Origin of the sequence: Paenibacillus qinlingensis, assembly GCF_013204845.1 — a bacterium.
Lineage (GTDB): Bacteria > Bacillota > Bacilli > Paenibacillales > NBRC-103111 > Paenibacillus_E > Paenibacillus_E qinlingensis.
In genome coordinates this window covers 597,045-616,944 of sequence record NZ_JABMKY010000001.1, presented here as the reverse complement: position 1 = coordinate 616,944, position 19,900 = coordinate 597,045, and the positions used below count along the sequence as shown (strand labels likewise).

The 19,900-nt window shown below is 43.1% G+C and carries 14 protein-coding genes and 1 pseudogene; 10 read left to right on the top strand and 5 right to left on the bottom strand.

Annotated elements, in window-relative coordinates; all coding sequences use genetic code 11:
• Positions 1 to 529 precede the first annotated feature (529 nt).
• A complete protein-coding gene (locus HQN88_RS03030) occupies positions 530 to 1,717 on the bottom strand; it encodes a Stk1 family PASTA domain-containing Ser/Thr kinase (RefSeq protein WP_173108729.1) in 1,188 nt (395 codons plus the stop codon).
• Positions 1,718 to 1,954: 237 nt separating this feature from the next.
• On the opposite strand from HQN88_RS03030, the gene HQN88_RS03025 reads away from it, so the two are divergent.
• The 6 genes and pseudogenes from HQN88_RS03025 to HQN88_RS03005 all read left to right on the top strand — a co-directional run bounded on the left by HQN88_RS03025 (position 1,955) and on the right by HQN88_RS03005 (position 13,350).
• Complete coding sequence (locus HQN88_RS03025; protein ID WP_173108728.1) at positions 1,955 to 4,099, top strand: methyl-accepting chemotaxis protein; 2,145 nt, start codon at positions 1,955 to 1,957, stop codon at positions 4,097 to 4,099.
• A 146-nt stretch (positions 4,100 to 4,245) separates the two neighbouring features.
• The gene (locus HQN88_RS03020) at positions 4,246 to 5,901 is read left to right on the top strand and encodes a hydroxysqualene dehydroxylase (RefSeq protein WP_173108727.1); all 1,656 of its coding nucleotides are present in this window, start codon (positions 4,246 to 4,248) and stop codon (positions 5,899 to 5,901) included.
• Between the two features lie 28 nt (positions 5,902 to 5,929).
• Positions 5,930 to 10,615 (top strand): annotated as a pseudogene (locus HQN88_RS03015) (AAA family ATPase); the annotation flags it as partial.
• Between the two features lie 48 nt (positions 10,616 to 10,663).
• On the top strand, positions 10,664 to 11,119 hold the full coding sequence (locus HQN88_RS38575; protein ID WP_420794197.1) for a sensor histidine kinase: 456 nt from the start codon (positions 10,664 to 10,666) through the stop codon (positions 11,117 to 11,119).
• Between the two features lie 144 nt (positions 11,120 to 11,263).
• Positions 11,264 to 12,433 carry an iron-containing alcohol dehydrogenase gene (locus HQN88_RS03010; protein ID WP_173108725.1) on the top strand — a complete coding sequence of 390 codons (1,170 nt, stop codon included), beginning with the start codon at positions 11,264 to 11,266 and terminating at the stop codon, positions 12,431 to 12,433.
• On the top strand, positions 12,430 to 13,350 hold the full coding sequence (locus tag HQN88_RS03005) for an EamA family transporter (RefSeq protein WP_173108724.1): 921 nt from the start codon (positions 12,430 to 12,432) through the stop codon (positions 13,348 to 13,350). The genes HQN88_RS03010 and HQN88_RS03005 overlap by 4 nt, the downstream gene beginning before the upstream one ends.
• Before the next feature lie 77 nt (positions 13,351 to 13,427).
• Here HQN88_RS03005 and HQN88_RS03000 read toward each other — a convergent pair whose 3' ends face one another.
• From HQN88_RS03000 to HQN88_RS02985, 4 genes are all read right to left on the bottom strand, one after another.
• Complete coding sequence (locus HQN88_RS03000) at positions 13,428 to 13,802, bottom strand: hypothetical protein (RefSeq protein ID WP_173108723.1); 375 nt, start codon at positions 13,800 to 13,802, stop codon at positions 13,428 to 13,430.
• A 371-nt stretch (positions 13,803 to 14,173) separates the two neighbouring features.
• The gene (locus HQN88_RS02995; RefSeq protein ID WP_173108722.1) at positions 14,174 to 15,061 is read right to left on the bottom strand and encodes a LysR family transcriptional regulator; all 888 of its coding nucleotides are present in this window, start codon (positions 15,059 to 15,061) and stop codon (positions 14,174 to 14,176) included.
• A gap of 80 nt (positions 15,062 to 15,141) precedes the next feature.
• Positions 15,142 to 15,900 (bottom strand): twin-arginine translocase subunit TatC, encoded by a 759-nt coding sequence (gene tatC, locus HQN88_RS02990; protein WP_173108721.1) that lies wholly within the window; start codon positions 15,898 to 15,900, stop codon positions 15,142 to 15,144.
• Positions 15,901 to 15,932: 32 nt separating this feature from the next.
• Entirely contained in the window at positions 15,933 to 16,163 is a 231-nt protein-coding gene (locus HQN88_RS02985; protein WP_082595234.1) for a MerR family transcriptional regulator, read from the bottom strand.
• Positions 16,164 to 16,383: 220 nt separating this feature from the next.
• Between HQN88_RS02985 and HQN88_RS02980 the strand changes: the two genes are divergently transcribed.
• From HQN88_RS02980 to HQN88_RS02965, 4 genes are all read left to right on the top strand, one after another.
• A complete protein-coding gene (locus tag HQN88_RS02980) occupies positions 16,384 to 17,991 on the top strand; it encodes a flavin monoamine oxidase family protein (protein ID WP_173108720.1) in 1,608 nt (535 codons plus the stop codon).
• Positions 17,992 to 18,008: 17 nt separating this feature from the next.
• Positions 18,009 to 18,572, top strand: a complete 564-nt coding sequence (locus tag HQN88_RS02975) for a RidA family protein (RefSeq protein ID WP_337995213.1) — start codon at positions 18,009 to 18,011, stop codon at positions 18,570 to 18,572.
• Between the two features lie 21 nt (positions 18,573 to 18,593).
• The gene (gene tatA, locus HQN88_RS02970; RefSeq protein ID WP_173108719.1) at positions 18,594 to 18,806 is read left to right on the top strand and encodes a twin-arginine translocase TatA/TatE family subunit; all 213 of its coding nucleotides are present in this window, start codon (positions 18,594 to 18,596) and stop codon (positions 18,804 to 18,806) included.
• A 219-nt stretch (positions 18,807 to 19,025) separates the two neighbouring features.
• On the top strand, positions 19,026 to 19,871 hold the full coding sequence (locus HQN88_RS02965; protein ID WP_173108718.1) for a helix-turn-helix domain-containing protein: 846 nt from the start codon (positions 19,026 to 19,028) through the stop codon (positions 19,869 to 19,871).
• The last annotated feature ends 29 nt before the right edge of the window (positions 19,872 to 19,900 follow it).

Below are 19,900 nucleotides of genomic sequence, written 5' to 3'. Positions count from 1 at the left end.
TGGCAATGAAAACTAACTTTAAACCGCGGTCGTTCATCCTCGAGGTGCTTCGATAGAAGTTTCCTCATGCCGCGCTGAGTGTGTTTCGTGACGAGGTAGCTGCTACATGCTTAGTTTGTGTGTAATGAGCGATTTTGGTGGGGGACGTGTTTTGGAGTAGCTCGATAGATTGGTTTGTGGACAGTTCAGAAACTAACACCATATCTTTGTCGGCTATCTAATGTGAAATAGATGGAAATATCCATCTATTTAGTTCGTAATTTCTTCGAAAAGGAAAATAACTGGAAAAACTCCAGCTGTTTTCGGTCATTTCTTGCGAAATCTGCAGAAACCCGATAATTAGCTGGAGTTTTTCCGTCTAAATGTTACATGAGGCTGATTTACTCTGAATTAGCTGTATGTTTTCCAGTTAATGACGGCCAAATGCTACGAAACCGGCTCACGCCTGTGACCTGTCAGCACGCTCGCTTAACTTATCTCGCATTTGTGCTGTACAGCACTCTCAACTATGCATACCTTCATTATCTCCTCATTGTGCCCCCTTGCTCACCCAAAACGTTACATTATCCCCGACCAAGCCATTCGTTCCAGCTTTTGGATCTTGTTTCGTGACTGTACCTTTAGCAAGCGTGCTTGTTTCGATGAAAAAGTTGTAATGGAGTCCAGCTGCTAGTGCCATTTGTTCTGCAGCCTCTTGTGTCTGGCCTACAAGATTAGGTACGACGGTGCTCTCGCCCTCTTCTTTCAAGGTCGTTAGTTTAGCGGTGGCAGTGGCGCTGGGACTGGCGGTAGCAATGGGCGTGCTTGTTGGCGTCGGGGAAATAATGACGACAGTTTCTACGACTCGTGGCTCTGGCCACAAATACCAAACAGAGACAACCCCTACCACGAGTGCTGAGACAGCGCCAAGCGCAATTAGTTTAGCCGAACGATTTGAACGGGTATGGCTCTCATATTGTGCAACTGGCAGTACTTCCGTTGATCCCTCAGGAATCGGTTCAGCTTCCATATTGCTTTTGTTGCTAGGGACAGTTGGAGGTAAACTCCGCAGTCCGAATACGAGCGAGGAGAGCGAGGATTGCCCATGACAAATAAATTTGATGAGGCGAATCAAAGCTAATTTCTGCTCTGTCGTCGCGCTTGGAATTGAAGCGCGCTCCAGACTCGTGTGCATAACCTCGAATGTATCGGAGATCGTTTCACTCCCTGTGAGCAGCTGAATCATTAAGCGGCACAGGCCAACGGCTCCCTGTTCTTGAGGTTCATCTACCTCCCAGTAGTTAATGACGGAAAGTTTATTCTGATCGGTTAACCATAAATTATCTGGACGTACGGAAAAGCCTGTAATCTTGTCTTCCATGGCATCCAACAGCGAAACTCCTAAGTCGCTAATGATCGCGACAACGGCGGCATAGGTCCATTTGCGTTTGAACATGGTATGGGCAAACAGCGAACCACTTTTGGCTTGTAAAATAATGGTGACGGCATCCTGAGCGATAGATGTATCCAACATGTGATGAAATCCATCGTGAATAAACGCGGCTTTATCCTGAAGTGAGCTTATGTAATCGACACCAAGTTGATTGTGACGAAGCGCTTTACGATACAGTAATACTTTGCGAGTCAGAAATACATCATCACCATAATGGAGAGTTCCATGAGGGAAAGAGACGATTTGTGTACTTGGCACGTATCGTGTACCTATTCGATCGGGCATGGAATAACCATCCTCTCTGGCGTGTATGATTGGTTTACCCTTTATTATAAAGGATTCGAAGGCAGATAGGAATTTAGGAGTACTCGTTATAAAAAATCACATAATTAAGTGAAAAATTTGTGGAATTTTATCAAAATAGTTCGAATTGCCTGTATTTTGATAGGATTCATTGTAAGATGGGTCCATAAATTAAGTTTCGTGTCAGGATTATTGACGCGAATGGAGGGGTGGATCAGGATGAAAGATAACCGAATGGATAAAAACTTGGCTTCAACGTTATTTAAGCCTGCAATTTACCTTTTGAATAAACTGCGCTACCCGCATAAATTTTTCCTTATAGGTTGTGTGTTCGTGATTCCAATTACGCTGTTAGCTGAACAATTATTAGCTGGGACAACGCAAAATAGGCAAAGAGCTAAACTAGAAATGTCAGGAATATCCACTCAACATGAATTGGGTGAATTGTTGATCCAATTGGATCAATTCGGACAAGGGTTACCTTCCACTGACGGTGTTCAACCATCAGATAAGTTGGATTTAAAGAACATACAACTACAAATTGATCGTACCATGGCGTGGTTGAAAGTGGAAGCGGGTCAAACCGAGACACCGTTGATTGAAGAGAAGCTTGTTTTAGATATCTTGGGCCAATGGCAGTCGATTTCTTCGAGTGTAGCTGGGTTAAGTCAGAAGTACTATGAACTTCAACATGAGCAAATGGAACAACAGGTGATCCAACTCATACATGCCGTTGAGCAGAAAGCGAAGCTGGATTTGGATCCAGATGAAGGCACAAGCGCCCTCATAAACTTTACTGTACATCTTTTTCCTGCATTTTGGAATAATCTTGAGAAAATTGAGCGTAAAGGGATCGAAGTAGCTGCTCGTCGGTCAATCAAAAACCCGGAGGAACAAGAAGAATTAATTCATCTAAGTGGTGAAGGAAAGTCTATTTTAACAGAGATTCAATCGTTTGGGGAACAGTTGAGGAAGTTAAATCCTGACATGGCCTCCTTGAGTCTTGAATTGCATGAAAAGAACGTTTCGTCTGCACTTGCTACAATCGGAGCTTTGGATGAGAAACTGGTCAACACGGGTGTTATTCAAATTACGGCGAATGAATTCGCGGCTACATCACGTTCATCCAAGGAGGCGGCAATAGCTCTGTATACGCACCAGATTAGCTTGTTAATGGAATTACTACAACAACGTGTGGATGCTTATACGAAAAGTTTAGTGATCGACGCACTTATTGTGCTGGGTGTATTGCTTCTAGCGGCATATTTATTTATGGCTTTATATGTATCTGTGAAAAAGGGGATTGACGAGCTTGCTCGAGCTTCACAGCTTCTAGTACAAGGGAATATGACAGTGCGTGTCTTATCTCACTCTAGGGATGAATTCAGCGGCGTAGTGAACGCCTTTAATCTCATCGCAGATAGCTTCACAGGCGTTATTCGCCAGAGTCGACTTGTCGTTCAGCGAGCTTTCGACTCGTCGAAGCAGCTTCAATCGAATGTGATAGAAACCTCCGCTGATTCGAAGGCTATTCAGTCTATCATGACGAATATGGCGCAAGGCTCGGAGGTCTTGATGAAAGGTTCAGAGGAAACCTCATTTGCCATGAATGAAGTGGCTGCCGGGGTACAGCGCATTGCAGAAACATCCTCATTCGTCGCTGAAGCTGCCAACGAAGCTGCGATTGAAGCCAGACAAGGGTTTGAAGATATGAACCTAGCCGTACACCAAATGTCTTCGATTAAATTGAAAGTAACTGAAACGGCAGCAACGATTTCGGAGCTTGTTGATTTATCTACGCAGATTGATCGAATGCTTGACGTGATCACGGATATTTCTGAGCAAACGCGACTGCTCGCATTGAATGCTTCCATTGAAGCGGCAAGAGCGGGTGATCATGGTAGGGGTTTCCAGGTGGTCGCTACGGAGGTAAGGAAGTTAGCTGATCAATCTAGTAATTCTGCGAAGAGCATTGTTCAGTTGATAGCGAAAGTGAAGAGCAGCTCCAAATCCGTCGTAGAGAAAGCACAATTGGAGATTAACGAAGTAGATAAGGGGAGCGTGCTTATCGCAAAGGTGGGCATTGTATTCGAATCCATCTTGCATGCTGTTGATCAGGTGGCGGAGCAAATTCAGGAGGTTTCTGCCGCTTCTGAGCAAATATCCGCGAGTACTCAGCAAGTATCCGCCTCAATGGAGGATAGTGTTCAGATTTCAAGGAAAACCACTTCATACACGCAAGATGTTACTTTGTCACTACAGAAACAAGCAGCCTCGACCCAGGAAGTTGAGCGCTCCTCAACAACATTGAATCACATTTCCGAGGAGCTTCTGCATTCATTAACTCATTTTCAACTTGATTAATACGCATGGCACAAACCTTTCATTGCTGATTACCACAGCTATGAAAGGTTTTATTTTACTAGGATTATTCTATGCGTAAGAGGATCTAAATGATATGATAGAGAAATCATGAATTTTTACAAATTAAACCAAAATGAGGAGGAAGTATGTTGAAAAAGGTCGCAATTTTGGGTGGCGGTGTTGCTGGATTGAGTGCTGCTCATGAGCTGATCGTACGAGGATATGATGTGTCTGTTTACGAGTTTAAGAGTATTCCAGGCGGGAAAGCAAGGAGTATGCCTTATGTAGGTAGTGGTAAAGGTGGACGAAGAGATTTGCCGGGAGAACACGGCTTTCGTTTATTCCCGCGCTTTTATCGACATGTCATTGATACGTTGAAACGAATTCCTTATGAAAATAAAACCGTTTACGATAACTTAATGGAAGTAACGCGATTAGATATCGCTACCAATACAGCTCCACTGCAGCCTCTCCCTGCCAAAATTGTAGTCAACAAAGATAATATTGTATTAGCGAAGGAACTGATAAGTCATAAGCTGGGTCTTACGAAAGAAGATTTAGAGCAATATGGCCGAAAGCTTTGGCAAGTCATGACGAGCTGTGAAGAGCGTATTCGCGAGGAGTATGAAACAATCGATTGGTGGGATTTCATAGAAGCGGAGAAGCAGTCTCTTGCTTTCCAGCGTATATTTGCAGGTTTCACCAAGACGTTGGTTGCCTGCCAATCCAAAGTGGCAAGTACGCAAACTGTAGGGCCTGTAGCAGCGCAGATGACGCTTAATCTGTCTACACCAGGGAAGAGCTTCGTGCGTCTCTTAAATGGCCCAACGAATGATAAATGGATCTACCCGTGGTTGACATTCCTGCAGGAGCGTGGCGTGGACTACCATTTAAATGCCAAAGTTGAGCGTATCCATTGTGTTGACGGGGTTATCCGCAGTGCGGAGATTACGGAGAACGGGGAAACGATTCATATTGAAGCGGATTACTTTATTGCAGCGTTCCCGGTTGAGGTGATGGGGCCTCTCATTACAGAAGCTATGCTCGAGGCGGATCCATCTCTTCAAGGGGTTCAAAGGCTCGTGGATTCGGTCGCTTGGATGAATGGCATTCAATATTATTTAAGGGAAGACGTCCACGTAACGCATGGACATGTGATTTACTTGGATGCTCCATGGTCGTTAACTTCCGTTTCCCAGAAACAATTCTGGCCAGATGTGAATTTAAGTGAATACGGAGATGGCAGTGTCAAAGGGGTGCTATCCATAGATATTTCGGATTGGGATGCACCTGGTATTCTATATGGTAAACCAGCAACGCATTGTACACCCGAAGAAATTAAGGAAGAAGTCTGGGCTCAGATGAAGGAAAGTCTGAATGTAGATGGTGCTGTTATTTTGAGGGACGAGATTCTACATTCCTGGTTTTTGGATAGTGACATTCAATATGATGAAGTGGCACAAGCTTGCACGAATGATGCGCTTCTGTTCATTAATCGTGTCGGTACGTGGGAAGATCGGCCCGAAGCGTACACGAGCATTCCGAATCTCTTCTTAGCGTCAGATTACGTGCGTACGAACACGAATTTAGCGACTATGGAGGGGGCTAATGAAGCAGCAAGACGTGCGGTTAATGCGCTGTTGAAACAAGATGAATCCACAGAGACGCCATGTGAAATATGGGATATGTATAAATTCGAGATGGGTAATATTGATGTGTTAAAGGTTTTTCGACAGAAGGACAAGAAGCGATTCGATAAAGGACTTCCTTGGACTGGTAAAGTTTTAAATTTTAAGTTTTGACAGGCAATTTTGTGAGGGGGTATTAGGGTTGATTTTTCCGGATTTTGAATACATCAGACCCATCCACCAGGATGAACGGACGGTCCTATATCGTGCGGTTCATAAGCAATCTATGGAGAAAGTAATGATTAAGACACTTCGTTCTGATTTTCCGATTTCCTCGGATATTGCCAGACTTAAGCGCGAGTATGAGATAGGGAAGATGCTGGATATTCCCTGTGTGCTTAAACCATTATCCCTTCCAAAATTCCAGAATAATTTTGCTTTGATTCTAGAAGATTTTGATGGCGAAGCATTAGCCCATTTATTCCCAATGTTCAGAAAGTCCATTCAAGATTTCTTAAGGGCTGCCATTCAAATCGTCAAGATTGTTGGAGATGTTCATAAAAGGTATGTCATACATAAAGATATCAATCCAAGCAATATTTTCGTGAATTGGGATAAACAAATCATGAAGCTGGGGGATTTCAGCATTTCATCCTTTACAAGAGAGCGGCAAGAGATGCTGGACCCTTTAATGCTAGAGGGAACGCTTCAATACATGTCCCCAGAGCAAACAGGACGAATGAATCGGATCATTGATTATCGGACGGATTATTATTCGTTAGGGGTTACGTTCTATGAAATGTTGACGGGGAAATTGCCTTTTGAATCGGAAGACCCGGTGGAATTAATTCACGGGCATTTAGCTGTGACCCCTCCGCCGCCTAATCAAGTTATGAGCGATATTCCTCAACCAATTTCAGATATGGTCATGAAGCTGCTTTCCAAAAATGCCGAGGATCGTTATCAAAGTGCGTATGGCATCCTACAGGATCTTGAATATTGCCTAGTGCGAATCAATGCTGGAGAGGATATTCAGGATTTTACAGTAGGGATGTATGATATGACGGATCGATTTCAGATTCCGCAAGGTTTATATGGGCGAAACAAAGAGATCGATAAATTGCTGCATGTGTATGAGCAAGCCATTCATGGTTCATTGGAAGCTGTATGGGTTACAGGAGAGTCTGGATTTGGCAAGACTTTCCTAATTGCTGAAACGATGAAAATGATTATGAAGGACCGTGGGTGGTTCCTCTCAGGGAGATTCGAGCCGAATAAGCAGCATGTATCCTATCACGCGCTCTCACAAGCGATGAGAGAGCTAGTGAGACAACTGTTGACAGGTAAGAATAGGCAAATCGAAGAGTACCGTGACCGGTTGCTCAGTGTCTTAGGAACGAGCGGTAAAGTCATTGTTGATCTTGTGCCTGAGTTAGCTTTACTGATTGGCGAACAGCCGAATGCGAAGCAGCTTCCGCAAAAAGAAACACAGAATCGTCTGCATTATTTGCTGCAACAATTTTTGTTGATTTTTTCGGGGAAGGATCGTCCGATCGTTCTATTCTTAGATGATCTGCAGTGGGCAGATACGGCATCTTTACAATTTTTGGATCTGCTTTTAAACAATACGCAAATGAAATATTTCTTGTTTATTGGTTCATATCGCGGTGAATATGATACGAATTGGTTGTCTTCTATGCATGTTCAACTACTAGATAAGCTACCGCAGCATCTTGTGTTGGATCGAATCGTGTTAAAAGCGTTGAAGTTAGAGGATGTTCAAACCTTGGTAGCCGAGTCCTTGATTTCGGATGAGGAGCAAGTTACGGAGCTGGCTGTGCTTATTTTGCAAAAAACCGGGGGCAATCCATTTTTCGTCAAACAGTTTCTGACGGCCTTGCATGAGCAAGATTTGCTCTCGTTTAATTATACGGAAAATCGTTGGATCTGGGATATGAACGAGATTCAAAAGCTTAGAATCACAGATAATCTGATGTTTCTTCTTGCTGAGAAATTAGACCGGATGCCGTCGAACACGCAAAATGTCTTGCGCTTAGCTGCTTGTTTAGGTGTTTCTTTTGACTTGGAAGCATTGGGTATTATTATGGGGAAATCCTTCGTTGACGCTTTGCAAGAGTTGGAATTGACGATACAGAATGGATTGATTATCCCTGTAGGAACAGATTATAAATTCTATAACGATGCACAAGGGAAAGCGGCTGCGAGAGATATCCGGTTTATGTTTGTTCATGATTCCATTCAAGAAGCTGTGTATGGCTCCGTTGAAGAAGTGAAGCTGCCTGAGATGCATTTGAGCATTGCTCGAATGCTGCTGAAGGAGCTGGCGCAAGATGAGATTGAGAAGCGCCTGCTTGAAATTGTGAATCATATGAATTTAGGTTCCACGCTGCTCAGCATGGATCATGAATTAATACAATTACTTGAATTTAATTATAATGCGGGACGTAAAGCGAAATCCTCGAATGCATACCGTTCTGCAATCCAATATTTTAATAAAGCATTAGAAGTGATGGATCAGATTGAGGGGTTTGAGCAAGAGGAATTAGGTTTTGCGATTCGCTTAGAGAAGTCGGAATGCCTCTATTTGAGCGGTCAAGCGGAGGAAGCGGAAACCCTCTATGAACAATTGCTGCAAGGGTCATTATCCAACGAGCAGAAGCTGGAAGTATATAATCTGCAAGTCGTCTTGCATACGAATATTGGCAAGCATCATCAGAGTATCAAGGTTGGCTTAAAAGCTTTAGCAGAGTATGGCATCCGATTGTCTGAAGCGCCGTCCAACATGTATATCGTCATGACGTACTTAAATGTGAGAGGGTTGATTGGGCGAAGAAGCACACTCGAGTTGTATGATTTGCCCATAATGGAAGATAAATTTCGGATGAAATTGATTGATTTAATGATGAGTGTCGCGGTATCTGCCTATTTCGTAAATACGAATTTATTCGTTCCTTTTATGTTAATTATGACGAAGCTTGCTTTGAAGTACGGGAATACGCCTTCTATGGCGTATGTGTATGGTGCATATGGTTTGATTCTTGGATCAGGGTTTGGAGATTACCAGCGGGGCTATCAATATGGCCAACTTGGTGAGCGGATGAACGCAAGGTTTCAATCTCACCAATATCGCAGTAAAAGTTATTTCTCATTGGGCTTGTTTATTACCCCTTGGGTGAAATCATTACGCATCTGTCTGGAGCAGTTGAAAGAGTCATTTCGATGCGGCATCGAAGATGGGGATCTCGTGTTTGCCGGGTATGCACTAACCTATCAGATGCTTATGAAGGATTTTCAAGGCGCTGTACTCGCAGAAGTGAAAGAAGATTTGGCCAAGAACTATCGCATTTTGGAACAGACGAATCATCATGATACCCTGCTTATGCTTGAGATGCTGCGAATGCTGACCTTGAATCTGGAAGGGATGTCGGTGAATCCGATCCTTTTCGGCAATCATCAGGAAGAGGAAGAACAATTCGTTAGTAAGCTGAAATTTCATCCGAATCAAGTCATTATCCATGTCTACTCGGTCAAAAAAATGATGTTGTACTATTTGTTCGGTTACTTTGAAGATGCTGTGAAGACAGGAAAGTCAACTGAGCTGTATCAAACTGCATCTTTTGGTTTATTTCATATCCCTGAAAATTACTTCTATTATGTCCTTTCCATTGCCGCGGCATTTCCTGAGCTCCCAAGCGATGAACAGAAATGGCTTGCAAGACGAGTTAAGAAAATGCTCAGGAAGATGGATAAATGGGCTGCTCATTGCCCGGAGAACTATTCGCACTTAACGCTCCTCATGCATGCAGAATGGCATCGTGTGAGGGGGTTTGGGCAATTAGCGGAGCAGGGATATGAATCTGCCATAAGGCAAGCGCGTGAGCAAGGATTTATTCAACATGAAGCCATGGCTTGCGAGATCGCGGGGAAATATTACAAGCAAAGCGGCCGCGAAAAATTCGCCAAGACGTATTTCGTTGATGCTTACTTTGGGTATGTCAATTGGGGGGCGAAAGCGAAAGCGGATGATCTAAGGCTTAGATATCCGGCTTACTTTACGGGGCGCGCCGAGTCGCCAGATTGGGCAACAACCAAAATCAGTGATTATTCGCTGCAAGCCATTGATTTCAAAACGATTATGAATACGTCACGTTCCCTCTCGAGTGAAGTGAATCTTGAACAATTGATCAAACGATTGATGGAGATTGTAACGTATTCTTCCGGTGCAGAGCGAAGTATCCTTGTACTGAAAGATAAAGATCGCTTGTATGTTGAAGCGGAGATGCTTGCGAGCGCAGGGAAGGATTCCTGTATGGTTAGCTCTGTTTTACTAGAATCACGAGATAATGTTCCACAATCCGTGATTCAGTATGTAGCTCGAATGAAAGAGGGGATCGTATTAGACGATGCGGAGAAATCAACGCTTTTCTCATACGATCCTTACATAAGACAAGCAGAAAGTAAATCCATCTTCTGCGAACCGATCTTACATCAAGGTAATCTAATCGGCGTCTTTTATCTGGAAAATAATTTAATTCGCAATGCCTTTACATCAGATCGGCTGGATGTGATCAAGTTGCTTTCAGCTCAAGCTGCAATTTCCATTGAGAATGCTAGATTATATAATGATCTGGAGTCCAAGGTAAAAGAACGTACAAATGAGTTAATCTTGATGGAGACTTCGCGGCGCGATCTTCTATCGAACATATCCCACGATCTAGGGACTCCACTCACATCAATTCAAGGTTACGTAGAAGCGATTCTGGATGATGTCATTCAGGAACCAGAAGAACAAAAGAAATATTTGAGCGTAGTACATATGCGCATCGTAGGTATTCAACGCTTGATTACGGATTTGTATCAATTGAGCCGACTTGAAACGAAGCAGTTCCATTTCCAGCTTGCTTCAACGTCTTGTATGACGATGATTCGTCAGCTTTTTGCCAAATATGAATTGGATACACAAAATGCTGGCATTGCCTACACGTTAAACATGGCGCAGATGAATGCGCAGGACATGCTGACTGTGGATGTGGATCGAATAGAGCAGGTATATGCCAATATTATTTACAATGCCATTAAATTTTCGACCAGGGGCTGTTCCATTCAAGTTCAAGCCCAGATAAGGGACCAGCCGCGTGAACTTGTTGTTCGGGTATCCGACACAGGTGTGGGGATCAGTGAGGAGGATCTACCTCATATTTTCGAAAGGTTCTATAAGGTATCCAAATCAAGAAGCAACTCGGGTGGAAGCGGTTTAGGGCTGGCCATAGCCAAGGAAATCGTGCAGTATCATGGTGGACAAATATGGGCGGAAAGCCGCCTAGGTCAGGGTTGCAGCATTTCGTTCTCACTTCCGTTACATCGCATATAAGTGCTCCAAACCGTACATCTTACTAAGAGGTGTGCGGTTTTTCTTATAGAAAGGAGTGTCTATACCAAAGCTGTTTCCAATGCTATTGAATTCGACTTGTGATATACTTCTGTAGATATTAGTCATCGAAGGAGTTTACACACAATGCAATCATTTATTCAGTATAATCCAACACGATTATGGTTTGGCGAAGGTCAGATCAAGCAATTGCAACAAGAGCTAGGGAATGCCGGGAAACGTGTACTGCTCGTATATGGTGGAGGTAGTATCCGGAAAAATGGTGTATACGATGCTGTGATGAAGCAGCTTCTAGATAGGCAAGCCATCGTTGTCGAAATGTCCGGTGTAGAACCTAACCCCAGACTGACAACGGTGGAAAAAGGAATAGAGCTATGCCGTGAGCATCAGATCGATCTCATTCTTGCTGTTGGTGGGGGGAGTGTCATTGATTGTGCCAAAGCCATTTCTATTGGTGTTTATTACGATGGGGATGTTTGGGACATTATTACGAGGAAAGCTGAACCGCAGAAAGCTCTGCCTCTGGGGACCGTATTAACACTAGCCGCGACAGGGTCGGAGATGAATAACATCTCTGTTATTACGAACTGGGATCGAAATGAGAAACGCGGCTGGAGCAGTCCATTAGCTTATCCGGCTTTTTCTATATTGGATCCTGCCTATACCACATCCGTTCCTTTGGATCAGACGGTATATGGAATTGTGGATATGATGTCCCACGTACTTGAACAATATTTCCACCGAACTGAACATACCCCGATGATGGATCGCTTCATGGAAGCTGTCTTGCTGACCGTTATGGAAGCAGCTCCGAAGTTGCTGGTGAATCTGCAAGATGTTGAGCATCGTGCGACGATCATGTATGCAGGAACTACAGCCTTCAACGGGTTGCTATCTTGCGGGACAGACGGTGGCGATTGGGCATCACATCAAATTGAGCATGGATTATCCGCCGTTTACGACATTCCTCACGGAGGAGGACTTGCTATTGTATTCCCGAATTGGATGTCACATTGTGCAGAAGATGATCCTTCGCGGATGAAGAAGTTGGCTATGTCAGTTTTCGGAATCGACGACACAGGAAAAACGGATTACGAAGTGGCGCTAGAAGGAATTCAAGCCTTACGTCAGTTCTGGGATTCTCTTGGAGCGCCGAATCAACTTGGCTATTATGGCATTGATGATCAACGCATCGAAGAATTAGTACACAAATCATTTATGAAATCTACCATAGGTCAATATAAGGTCATGACTAGAGATACCGTCAGAGATATCTTGATAAGGTCTTTAGCATGAAATACTACGTATATGTATTAGCTGGCGCTTGCAGCTTTGGGTTGTTGTCAACATTCGTAAAGAAGGCTTACGAGTCTGGTTTTCATGTGGGTGAGGTGGTTGGCTCACAAATCTTTTTTGGACTCATCATGATGTGGATCATGGCTTTCGTAACAGCCAAATCAGCGAAACAAGGATCAGCAGAAGCCCAAACGTTTCGTGTTTCACCTCGGAATGCCCTCCTGCTCATGTTAGTTGGAACAAGCTCGGGCCTAACTGGAATATTTTATTATGCAGCATTGCAATACGTTTCAGCATCTTTTGCCATTCTTTTATTATTTCAATTTACATGGATAGGTATCGTCTTAGAAGCTATTATGGATCGTAAACGACCTAGCAGAGATAAACTCATCGCACTTATATTCTTATTTATAGGTATTATTATGGCAAGTGGTTATCTAAAAGGAAATCTCGAAGCACCTTCGTGGCTTGGAGTAGGGTTAGGATTGTTATCTGCTTTGACTTACGCGCTGTTTATTGCCATGAGCGGTAGGGTTGCTAAGCACATTGCGCCAATCACGCGAGGTGCCGTCATGCAAACAGGCTCCTTTATCATCGTCATGCTGATCTTCCCGCCTCATTTCTTGTGGAATGGATCCTTGCATGAATCGCTATTACCATGGGCATTGCTGCTAGCCTTGTTCGGTGTCGTAATCCCTCCATTGTTCTTTGCAATTGGTGTTCCCCGTATTGGCGGAGGTATGGCTACGATTATGAGCGCAGCGGAGTTGCCGACGGCTGTCATCATGTCCTTCATCGTTCTCCACGAATCTGTGAATGGACTTCAATGGTTAGGTGTGCTAGTAACGATGCTAGGCATAGCGCTGCCAGAGTTAATGAAACGAAGACAACGTACTCATCGTCTTCAAACCGAATAATACAAGTGGATCTCCTAGAAAGAAGGGGATCCACTTTTTTTGCGTAAAAAAAGGCCTATTGGCCTTTGGCATGAAAGCTATACAATCGCAAGCTGTTTCACTTCAAGCTTAACCGTAGTTAAATGAGTAAGCTCTGGGAGTGAGAAATACTCTGCTAATCGACGAAGGCGCATGTAAATCGTTCGGAGAATAACAGAATCCAATTCGGTAATCATCGCTCGATTTGCGATATAGTCGGTCATGCTCATTTTGATTAGAAAAGGACTATTTCTTAAATCTGAAAATTTCTTAGGTAGAAGCGGGTTACCCAAGTTAGTCAGATATTTCGTTTGTTTCAAAGCGGATTGAAACCGTTCGACACAAGTTTTAGAAACGGGTATGTACCTTTTGCCGCCCGTGGCATCAGACACCGTAAGTAGTTGTTTTTTTTCATCTAAAGAATTACTTTTCAAATAAACAATTTCGTGAGGGGCGACACCCTCGATAAGCAGACGAATAATAATAGCATCTTGCGGATTGATACATTGTGTCTCGATAAATTGGATTTTCTCAAGAGTAAGAATACGAAATCAACATCCCTTCAAGTTTCAACTTAGTTTTCTGCAAAATTACATTCGGTTTTCAGAAATAAGCAACTATACATGATATGAGATGTGCGGATTGAATATGCCTAGAACTTGGTTATGAGGTAACTATAGCTGAAAATGAAGGGTGGAACAATGAGGGAAAAGCCCTAAATAATGTTAGTCTTAATTCGACAAATTCATCGATTGACACATGATTTCGAGCTAGAGAAAGGGGCTATGGTTGTGTAAAACGGTTGTCACATTGCAGCAATAATGGTTTTGAGCTCCTTCGTAAATTCTTTGCAAGGGAGTGAGAGATGACGGCTCTTCAAGCGCAATGTTCGGAAAGAAACCCCGAAATCTACACCGGTGACTTCTAGGGCAACAATGCTCCCTGTTTCTAAATAAGGGTCATATCGCATCCCTGTCTCCGTATAGAAGCCAATCGCGATTCCCTCAGCAATAATCCGTTTAGCTGCTTCAGAATTCCCAAGCTTAAAAAGGATATTAGGCTCCCCATGTTTTTTGAATATGTTATTTAAGTAATCAGAGGAAATCAAAAGAGGTTCTTGAAGAAGTTCTTCAATGGTGATGCGATTTCGTTGCGCTAAAGGGGATTTTTTACCCACATAAGCCATAATTCGGCAGTCCATCAAATGTTCGGAGATCAACTGCGTATGGGGGCTTTGATAATTTCTTGCGACAGCAATGAGTCCCAAATCAACTTGTCCACCTAGAACCTCTTGGATGATCTGTGGATAATTCAACTCCATCATAACAAGCTCCACATCCGAGTGTTTTTTTTTGAAAATAGACAGTGTGGGAGGTAACACACTCAAACAAAGACTTGGGACAGAGGCGATGGAGAGTGAACCTGAAAGTTGATTAAATTGAAACCCTGCTGTTTCGCGAAGTTCTTCCACTTTATTCATAATCTCTATAGCTTTGTTGATGATTAGTTTCCCGTCTTCCGTAGGTGTCGCTCCGGTGCGCGAACGGACGAAAAGCTTCACGCCAAGCTCGTCCTCTAAGCTGACAATGGCTTGAGAGATGTTCGGCTGGGATACGTGAAGCTTTTCCGCTGCTAAAGAAATGGAACCTGTTTGATTAATCTCAATGATATAGATGAGTTGTTCAATTCGCATAGTTCACCTTTTCTGTATGCCAGTTATGAAGTAACTATATCCGAATCGATGGAGATGGACAATATGAGAGTAGTACTATTTTAAGAGACGCCATATTCAAGATTTCTGAGACTCTGTTCCCGTTGTTGCCCGTTATAAACGAAACGAGAGAGTAAAATGCTAATTTCATATAGTGCGAATAAGGGAATAGCTACCATAAGATGAGAGATTAAATCTGGAGGAGAGATGAGACTGGCTGTAATAATTAGAATCAAATAGGCGTATCTGCGTACTTTGTGAAGTAATTTAGGATTCAGCAGTTTCAACTTTGTAAGGAACATCACGACAATCGGGAGCTCGAAGGCTAGTGATAACGGGATAATAATATTGAGCATAAAACTAAAGTATTGAGCAACGCCATAGGTTTGCGTTAAACCGAGATTTTCCGTCACACCAACAGTAAACCGTATGCACATCGGGAATACAACGAAATAACCAAAAGCTAAACCTAGTAAGAAGCATAAGAACGTATAGGGGATATATTTGAGTGTGGCAATTTGTTCCTCTTGGGTAAGACCTTTTTTGACGAAAGCCCACACTTGATAGAGGATGAATGGAAGAGTCAATGTGAGAGAGACAGCGAATGCAATCAACATATACATACGAATGCCATCCATCGGTGAGAAGACATGCCACGTAATTCCGGATGCTGTAGAGCTATGTTTGAGGTAAAGTAAAATCTGCTGGGCGAAAATGAAACCAATAATTAAGGTGAGGATTACGGCAATAAGGACACGAATAATGCGAGTGCGCAGTTCTGTTAGATGCTCGACCAGTGACATCATTTCTTTGATTTGCATAGGAGTCCTCCAGTCTAATGGGTATGTTAGTGTTAGGAACCGGCTAGCATTCGTCTTAATTCTACCGTATGAAAGCCATCAGTTAGCTTGGTATGTATATCCATAATCGTTTGTATATCCTCGAATGAATATTTACGAACGCCTCCCTTGCTTCTGTCTGGAAAAATAAGCTTGCGGTCCTCATAGTAGCGAATTTGCCTTTCTGTTAACCCTGTGAGTTCACTTACGATACCAATTTGAATTACCTTCTTCTTTGTCATCATCAGCCTATCCCTCCAGTTTAATGTAAGGTAAATTAACTTAAATCTGACACTAATAAAAGAAACTCTATCATTTTTTGGAAAAACGATCAAATAGGCATTGGTTATCTTAGTATAAGTAAAATTTATGTCATGTTACCTTACATAAATTAATGACTATTCCTTTTCTCGCTGTTACGTTTAAGTAGCGGATAGCCAAACTCAAACACGAGGAGATGGATGTATGGAGAAGACACCGATCCAGGAAGATCAAATTACACGTAGACAATTTCTGACAACAGTCGGCAAACTAGGAGGGTCAGCCGCAATATTCAGTGTGATGGGTACTTTAGGACTACTCTCCCCCGAAACGATGAAAGCAGCAGATTATACACCGCCGTCGGGCAGGGATCTTACATCAACGAACCGCAATGGAAAGAAAGTTATCATCTTAGGTGGTGGGATTGCCGGGATGACAGCAGCTTATGAGCTAGGAAATGCAGGATATCAGTGCACCATCCTAGAAGCGAGAGCGCGTTCAGGTGGACGAGCATGGACAGTGCGCAGAGGTACGACCGTTACAGAAATTGGTGGCACAAAACAGGTGGCACGATTCGACAATGGCATGTACTTCAATGCAGGACCAATGCGAATTCCCCAATTTCATGTGACGCTGGATTATGCCCGTAAATTCGGAGTTGCTATAGAACCCTTTAACAATGTGAATGAGAGCGGGTACTACTATAATGAAAATGTAGGCGAGTTGTCAGGAGTGAAAATTCCTAAGCGGCAAGCAAAAGCCGATGTGCGTGGTTATGTGGCAGAAATGCTGGCTAAAGCTGTTAATCAGAAAGCGCTAGATCTTCCTTTGACAACAGAAGAAAAAACGAAGCTTGTTGCGTATTTGAAAAGCGAAGGGGATTTGAATGCGGATCTATTCTATAAAGGTTCAAGCAGAGCTGGGTATGTGGAAGAGCCGGGCGGCAAATTTGACGCAGGTGTTCGCAAGGATCCATTTAGCTTGAAAGCGATTATTAATTCTGGTTTTGGTCAATTTCTCAGCAGTGAGTATGGCTATGATCAGCAAATGATGATGTTCCACCCAGTAGGTGGAATGGATATGATTGCGAAGGCGTTCGAGAAACGCGTAGGCGACAAAATTCAATTCAATGCGGAAGTTCATGAGATTAAACAGTCTTCTGATGGTGTTAAAATTTTGTATAAGGACTTGCTTAGCGGTGCAAATAAAGAGGTGTCTGGCGATTTCTGCATCTGTACCATCCCACTTCCAGTTCTCAAGAACATTAAAGCTGACTTTTCTCCTGAAATGTCAACTGCCATTGCTAAGATTAGTTATGCTGCAGCAGGCAAAATTGGCCTTCAATTCAAACGTCGCTTCTGGGAAGAAGATGAGATGATTTATGGTGGAAGCTCGTTGACGAATATGGATATTGCCAATATCTATTACCCGCCGAACGATTATTTTTCCAAAAAAGGAATTCTATTAGGTTATTATTCGTTCGGTGGAAATGCAGATAAACTTGGTAGTATGTCACTTGCAGCACGAGAGGAATATGCATTAAGCCAAGGCGCGAAGATTCATCCGCAATACCACAAGGAGTTTGAAGCATCTTTCTCTGTAGATTGGAAGAAGATTAAATATAATCAAGGGGGCTGGGCCTCCTATACGGCGGACGATCGTAAGAACTACTATCCAACCTTATGCCAACCCGATGGTCGTATTTATTTGGCAGGAGAGCACATCAGTTATATCACTGCTTGGCAAGCGGGGGCTATTGAATCTGCGCGGAAAGTTGTTACTGAAATTCATGAACGAGTAATGAAAGAGTAGAGGAGAAGGAGTGAATCATGATGATGATCACGAAAAAGTGGAAGACGATCGTAGCAGCTACCGTTGGTTCATGCCTGATTTGCGTAAGTGCTTATGCGGCTGGGACAGAGAAATCAAGTAAATATAATGCTGAGCCGATTAACGAAGTCGAATTTTATGGTAATCCTACTTCTTCCATTGCTGCTGGTGTGTCGGTTCCTGCGGGATCCTCCTATTTATTCACAAGCGGTACGGTGCCGCCCGTTATTAATAAAGAAGGTAAGACCGTATATGAGCGTTACGGGGATACGAAAACACAGGGGATTGGCATTCTGAAAGCCATTGAAACGCAATTAAAAGATAAAGGTCTCACACTTGCGGATGTTGCCTATCTACGTGTCTATGTAACGCCGGATGCAGCCAAAGAAGGCAAGTTTGATTATCAAGGTTGGTTTGATGCTTATGCGCAATTTTTTGGTACTGAAGCAAATCCTGTGAAGCCAGCACGTTCTACGGTTGGTATTGCAAGCCTCGTTAGCTCCGATTGGCTGATTGAAATTGAAGCTGTAGCTGTGTATCCAAAGCGCCATAACCAAGACTAATGAAACGGAGATGATGTGCGTATGCTGCAAAATATTGGATTGCCTGGACTCATGTTAATTTTAGTAGTTGTATTAGTTTTGTTTGGACCGTCTAAGCTGCCTGAACTTGGTCGTGCTGTAGGTCGTACGCTGCATGAATTTAAAAATTCTGCTAGGGAACTTGTTGGCGAAGGGAAAGAAGCGCCTGAGCATTTGGAAGCTCCGGACAAACGTGTAGAAAAAGTCAACGTATAAGCCAGGCTAGGATAAACAGATCTTGTAGATTTTCTCTTAAGAGAAAATAGCAGGATCTGTTTTTTTTTTTTTTTTTTTTTTTTTTTTTTGTACATGCATGGCATCTAAACAAAACACAGGAATTCCTAGAATTTATACAATTGTTTGATACGAGAATGTGATAGAGTGTGCTCACGCTCATATTGTAAACGATTTCCAATAATCGGGGGGGGTAGACGGTTGAAGCTGAGCACAAGTGTTGATGTCACCAAAGAGCCCTTTCATCTTAATCATGAGAAATCAAGTCGAAAGCCGAATTGGGAGATCTATCATGCTCATTCTTGCATGGAGTTCCTCTATGTGTATGAAGGGGTAGGGCGTGTAGAAGTGAACAAGCGTTGGTACACCATTGAGCCAGGCAGCCTTCTGATTTTCCAACCGTTTCAATTGCATCGCATTCAAATCCAAGGTCCCTTCGTTCGATCTATCCTCATGTTTGATCCTTACAGACTGGATACAGCGCTGCGTGCCTTTAGCGGAATTCGCACTTGGTTTAACACGCTTTGGAAGCAGGCGTTAGCGAATCATGTGATCACTCAGCAACAGCATCTAGCCAAAATGTATGAACATTTACATGGTAAACTGAGTCGTGTTACGACACATAAACAGCAAGAAGAATTTGTCTTATGCTTATTGTCCATGCTACAGCAGCTTGAGCCTTATGAAAGTGAAATTTGTGAGGCGCAGAGGGATAAGCAAAAGCTGAGCAGTAATCATACAACTGGGCAGATCACAGAATGGATTGAAAAACATTACAAGGATAAATTTGATTTACAACGGATGTCGGAGGATTTGCACCTCTCTACCTTTTATTTATCCCATATTTTTCGGCAGTCAACGGGGCGCACGATAACGGAATTTATTATATCTCGCAGATTAAAGGAGGCATGTCTCTTGCTTGAAACCACATCCAAATCAGCTAGTTTCATCGCTCAGGAGGTGGGCTTTCGGAATGGCTCTTACTTTTCGCGTGTGTTCAAAAGTGTACTTGGAACGACGCCGAAGTCGTATCGCAAGCAGGTATAAAAGACAGCAACACAGTGCAAGTTCTGAAC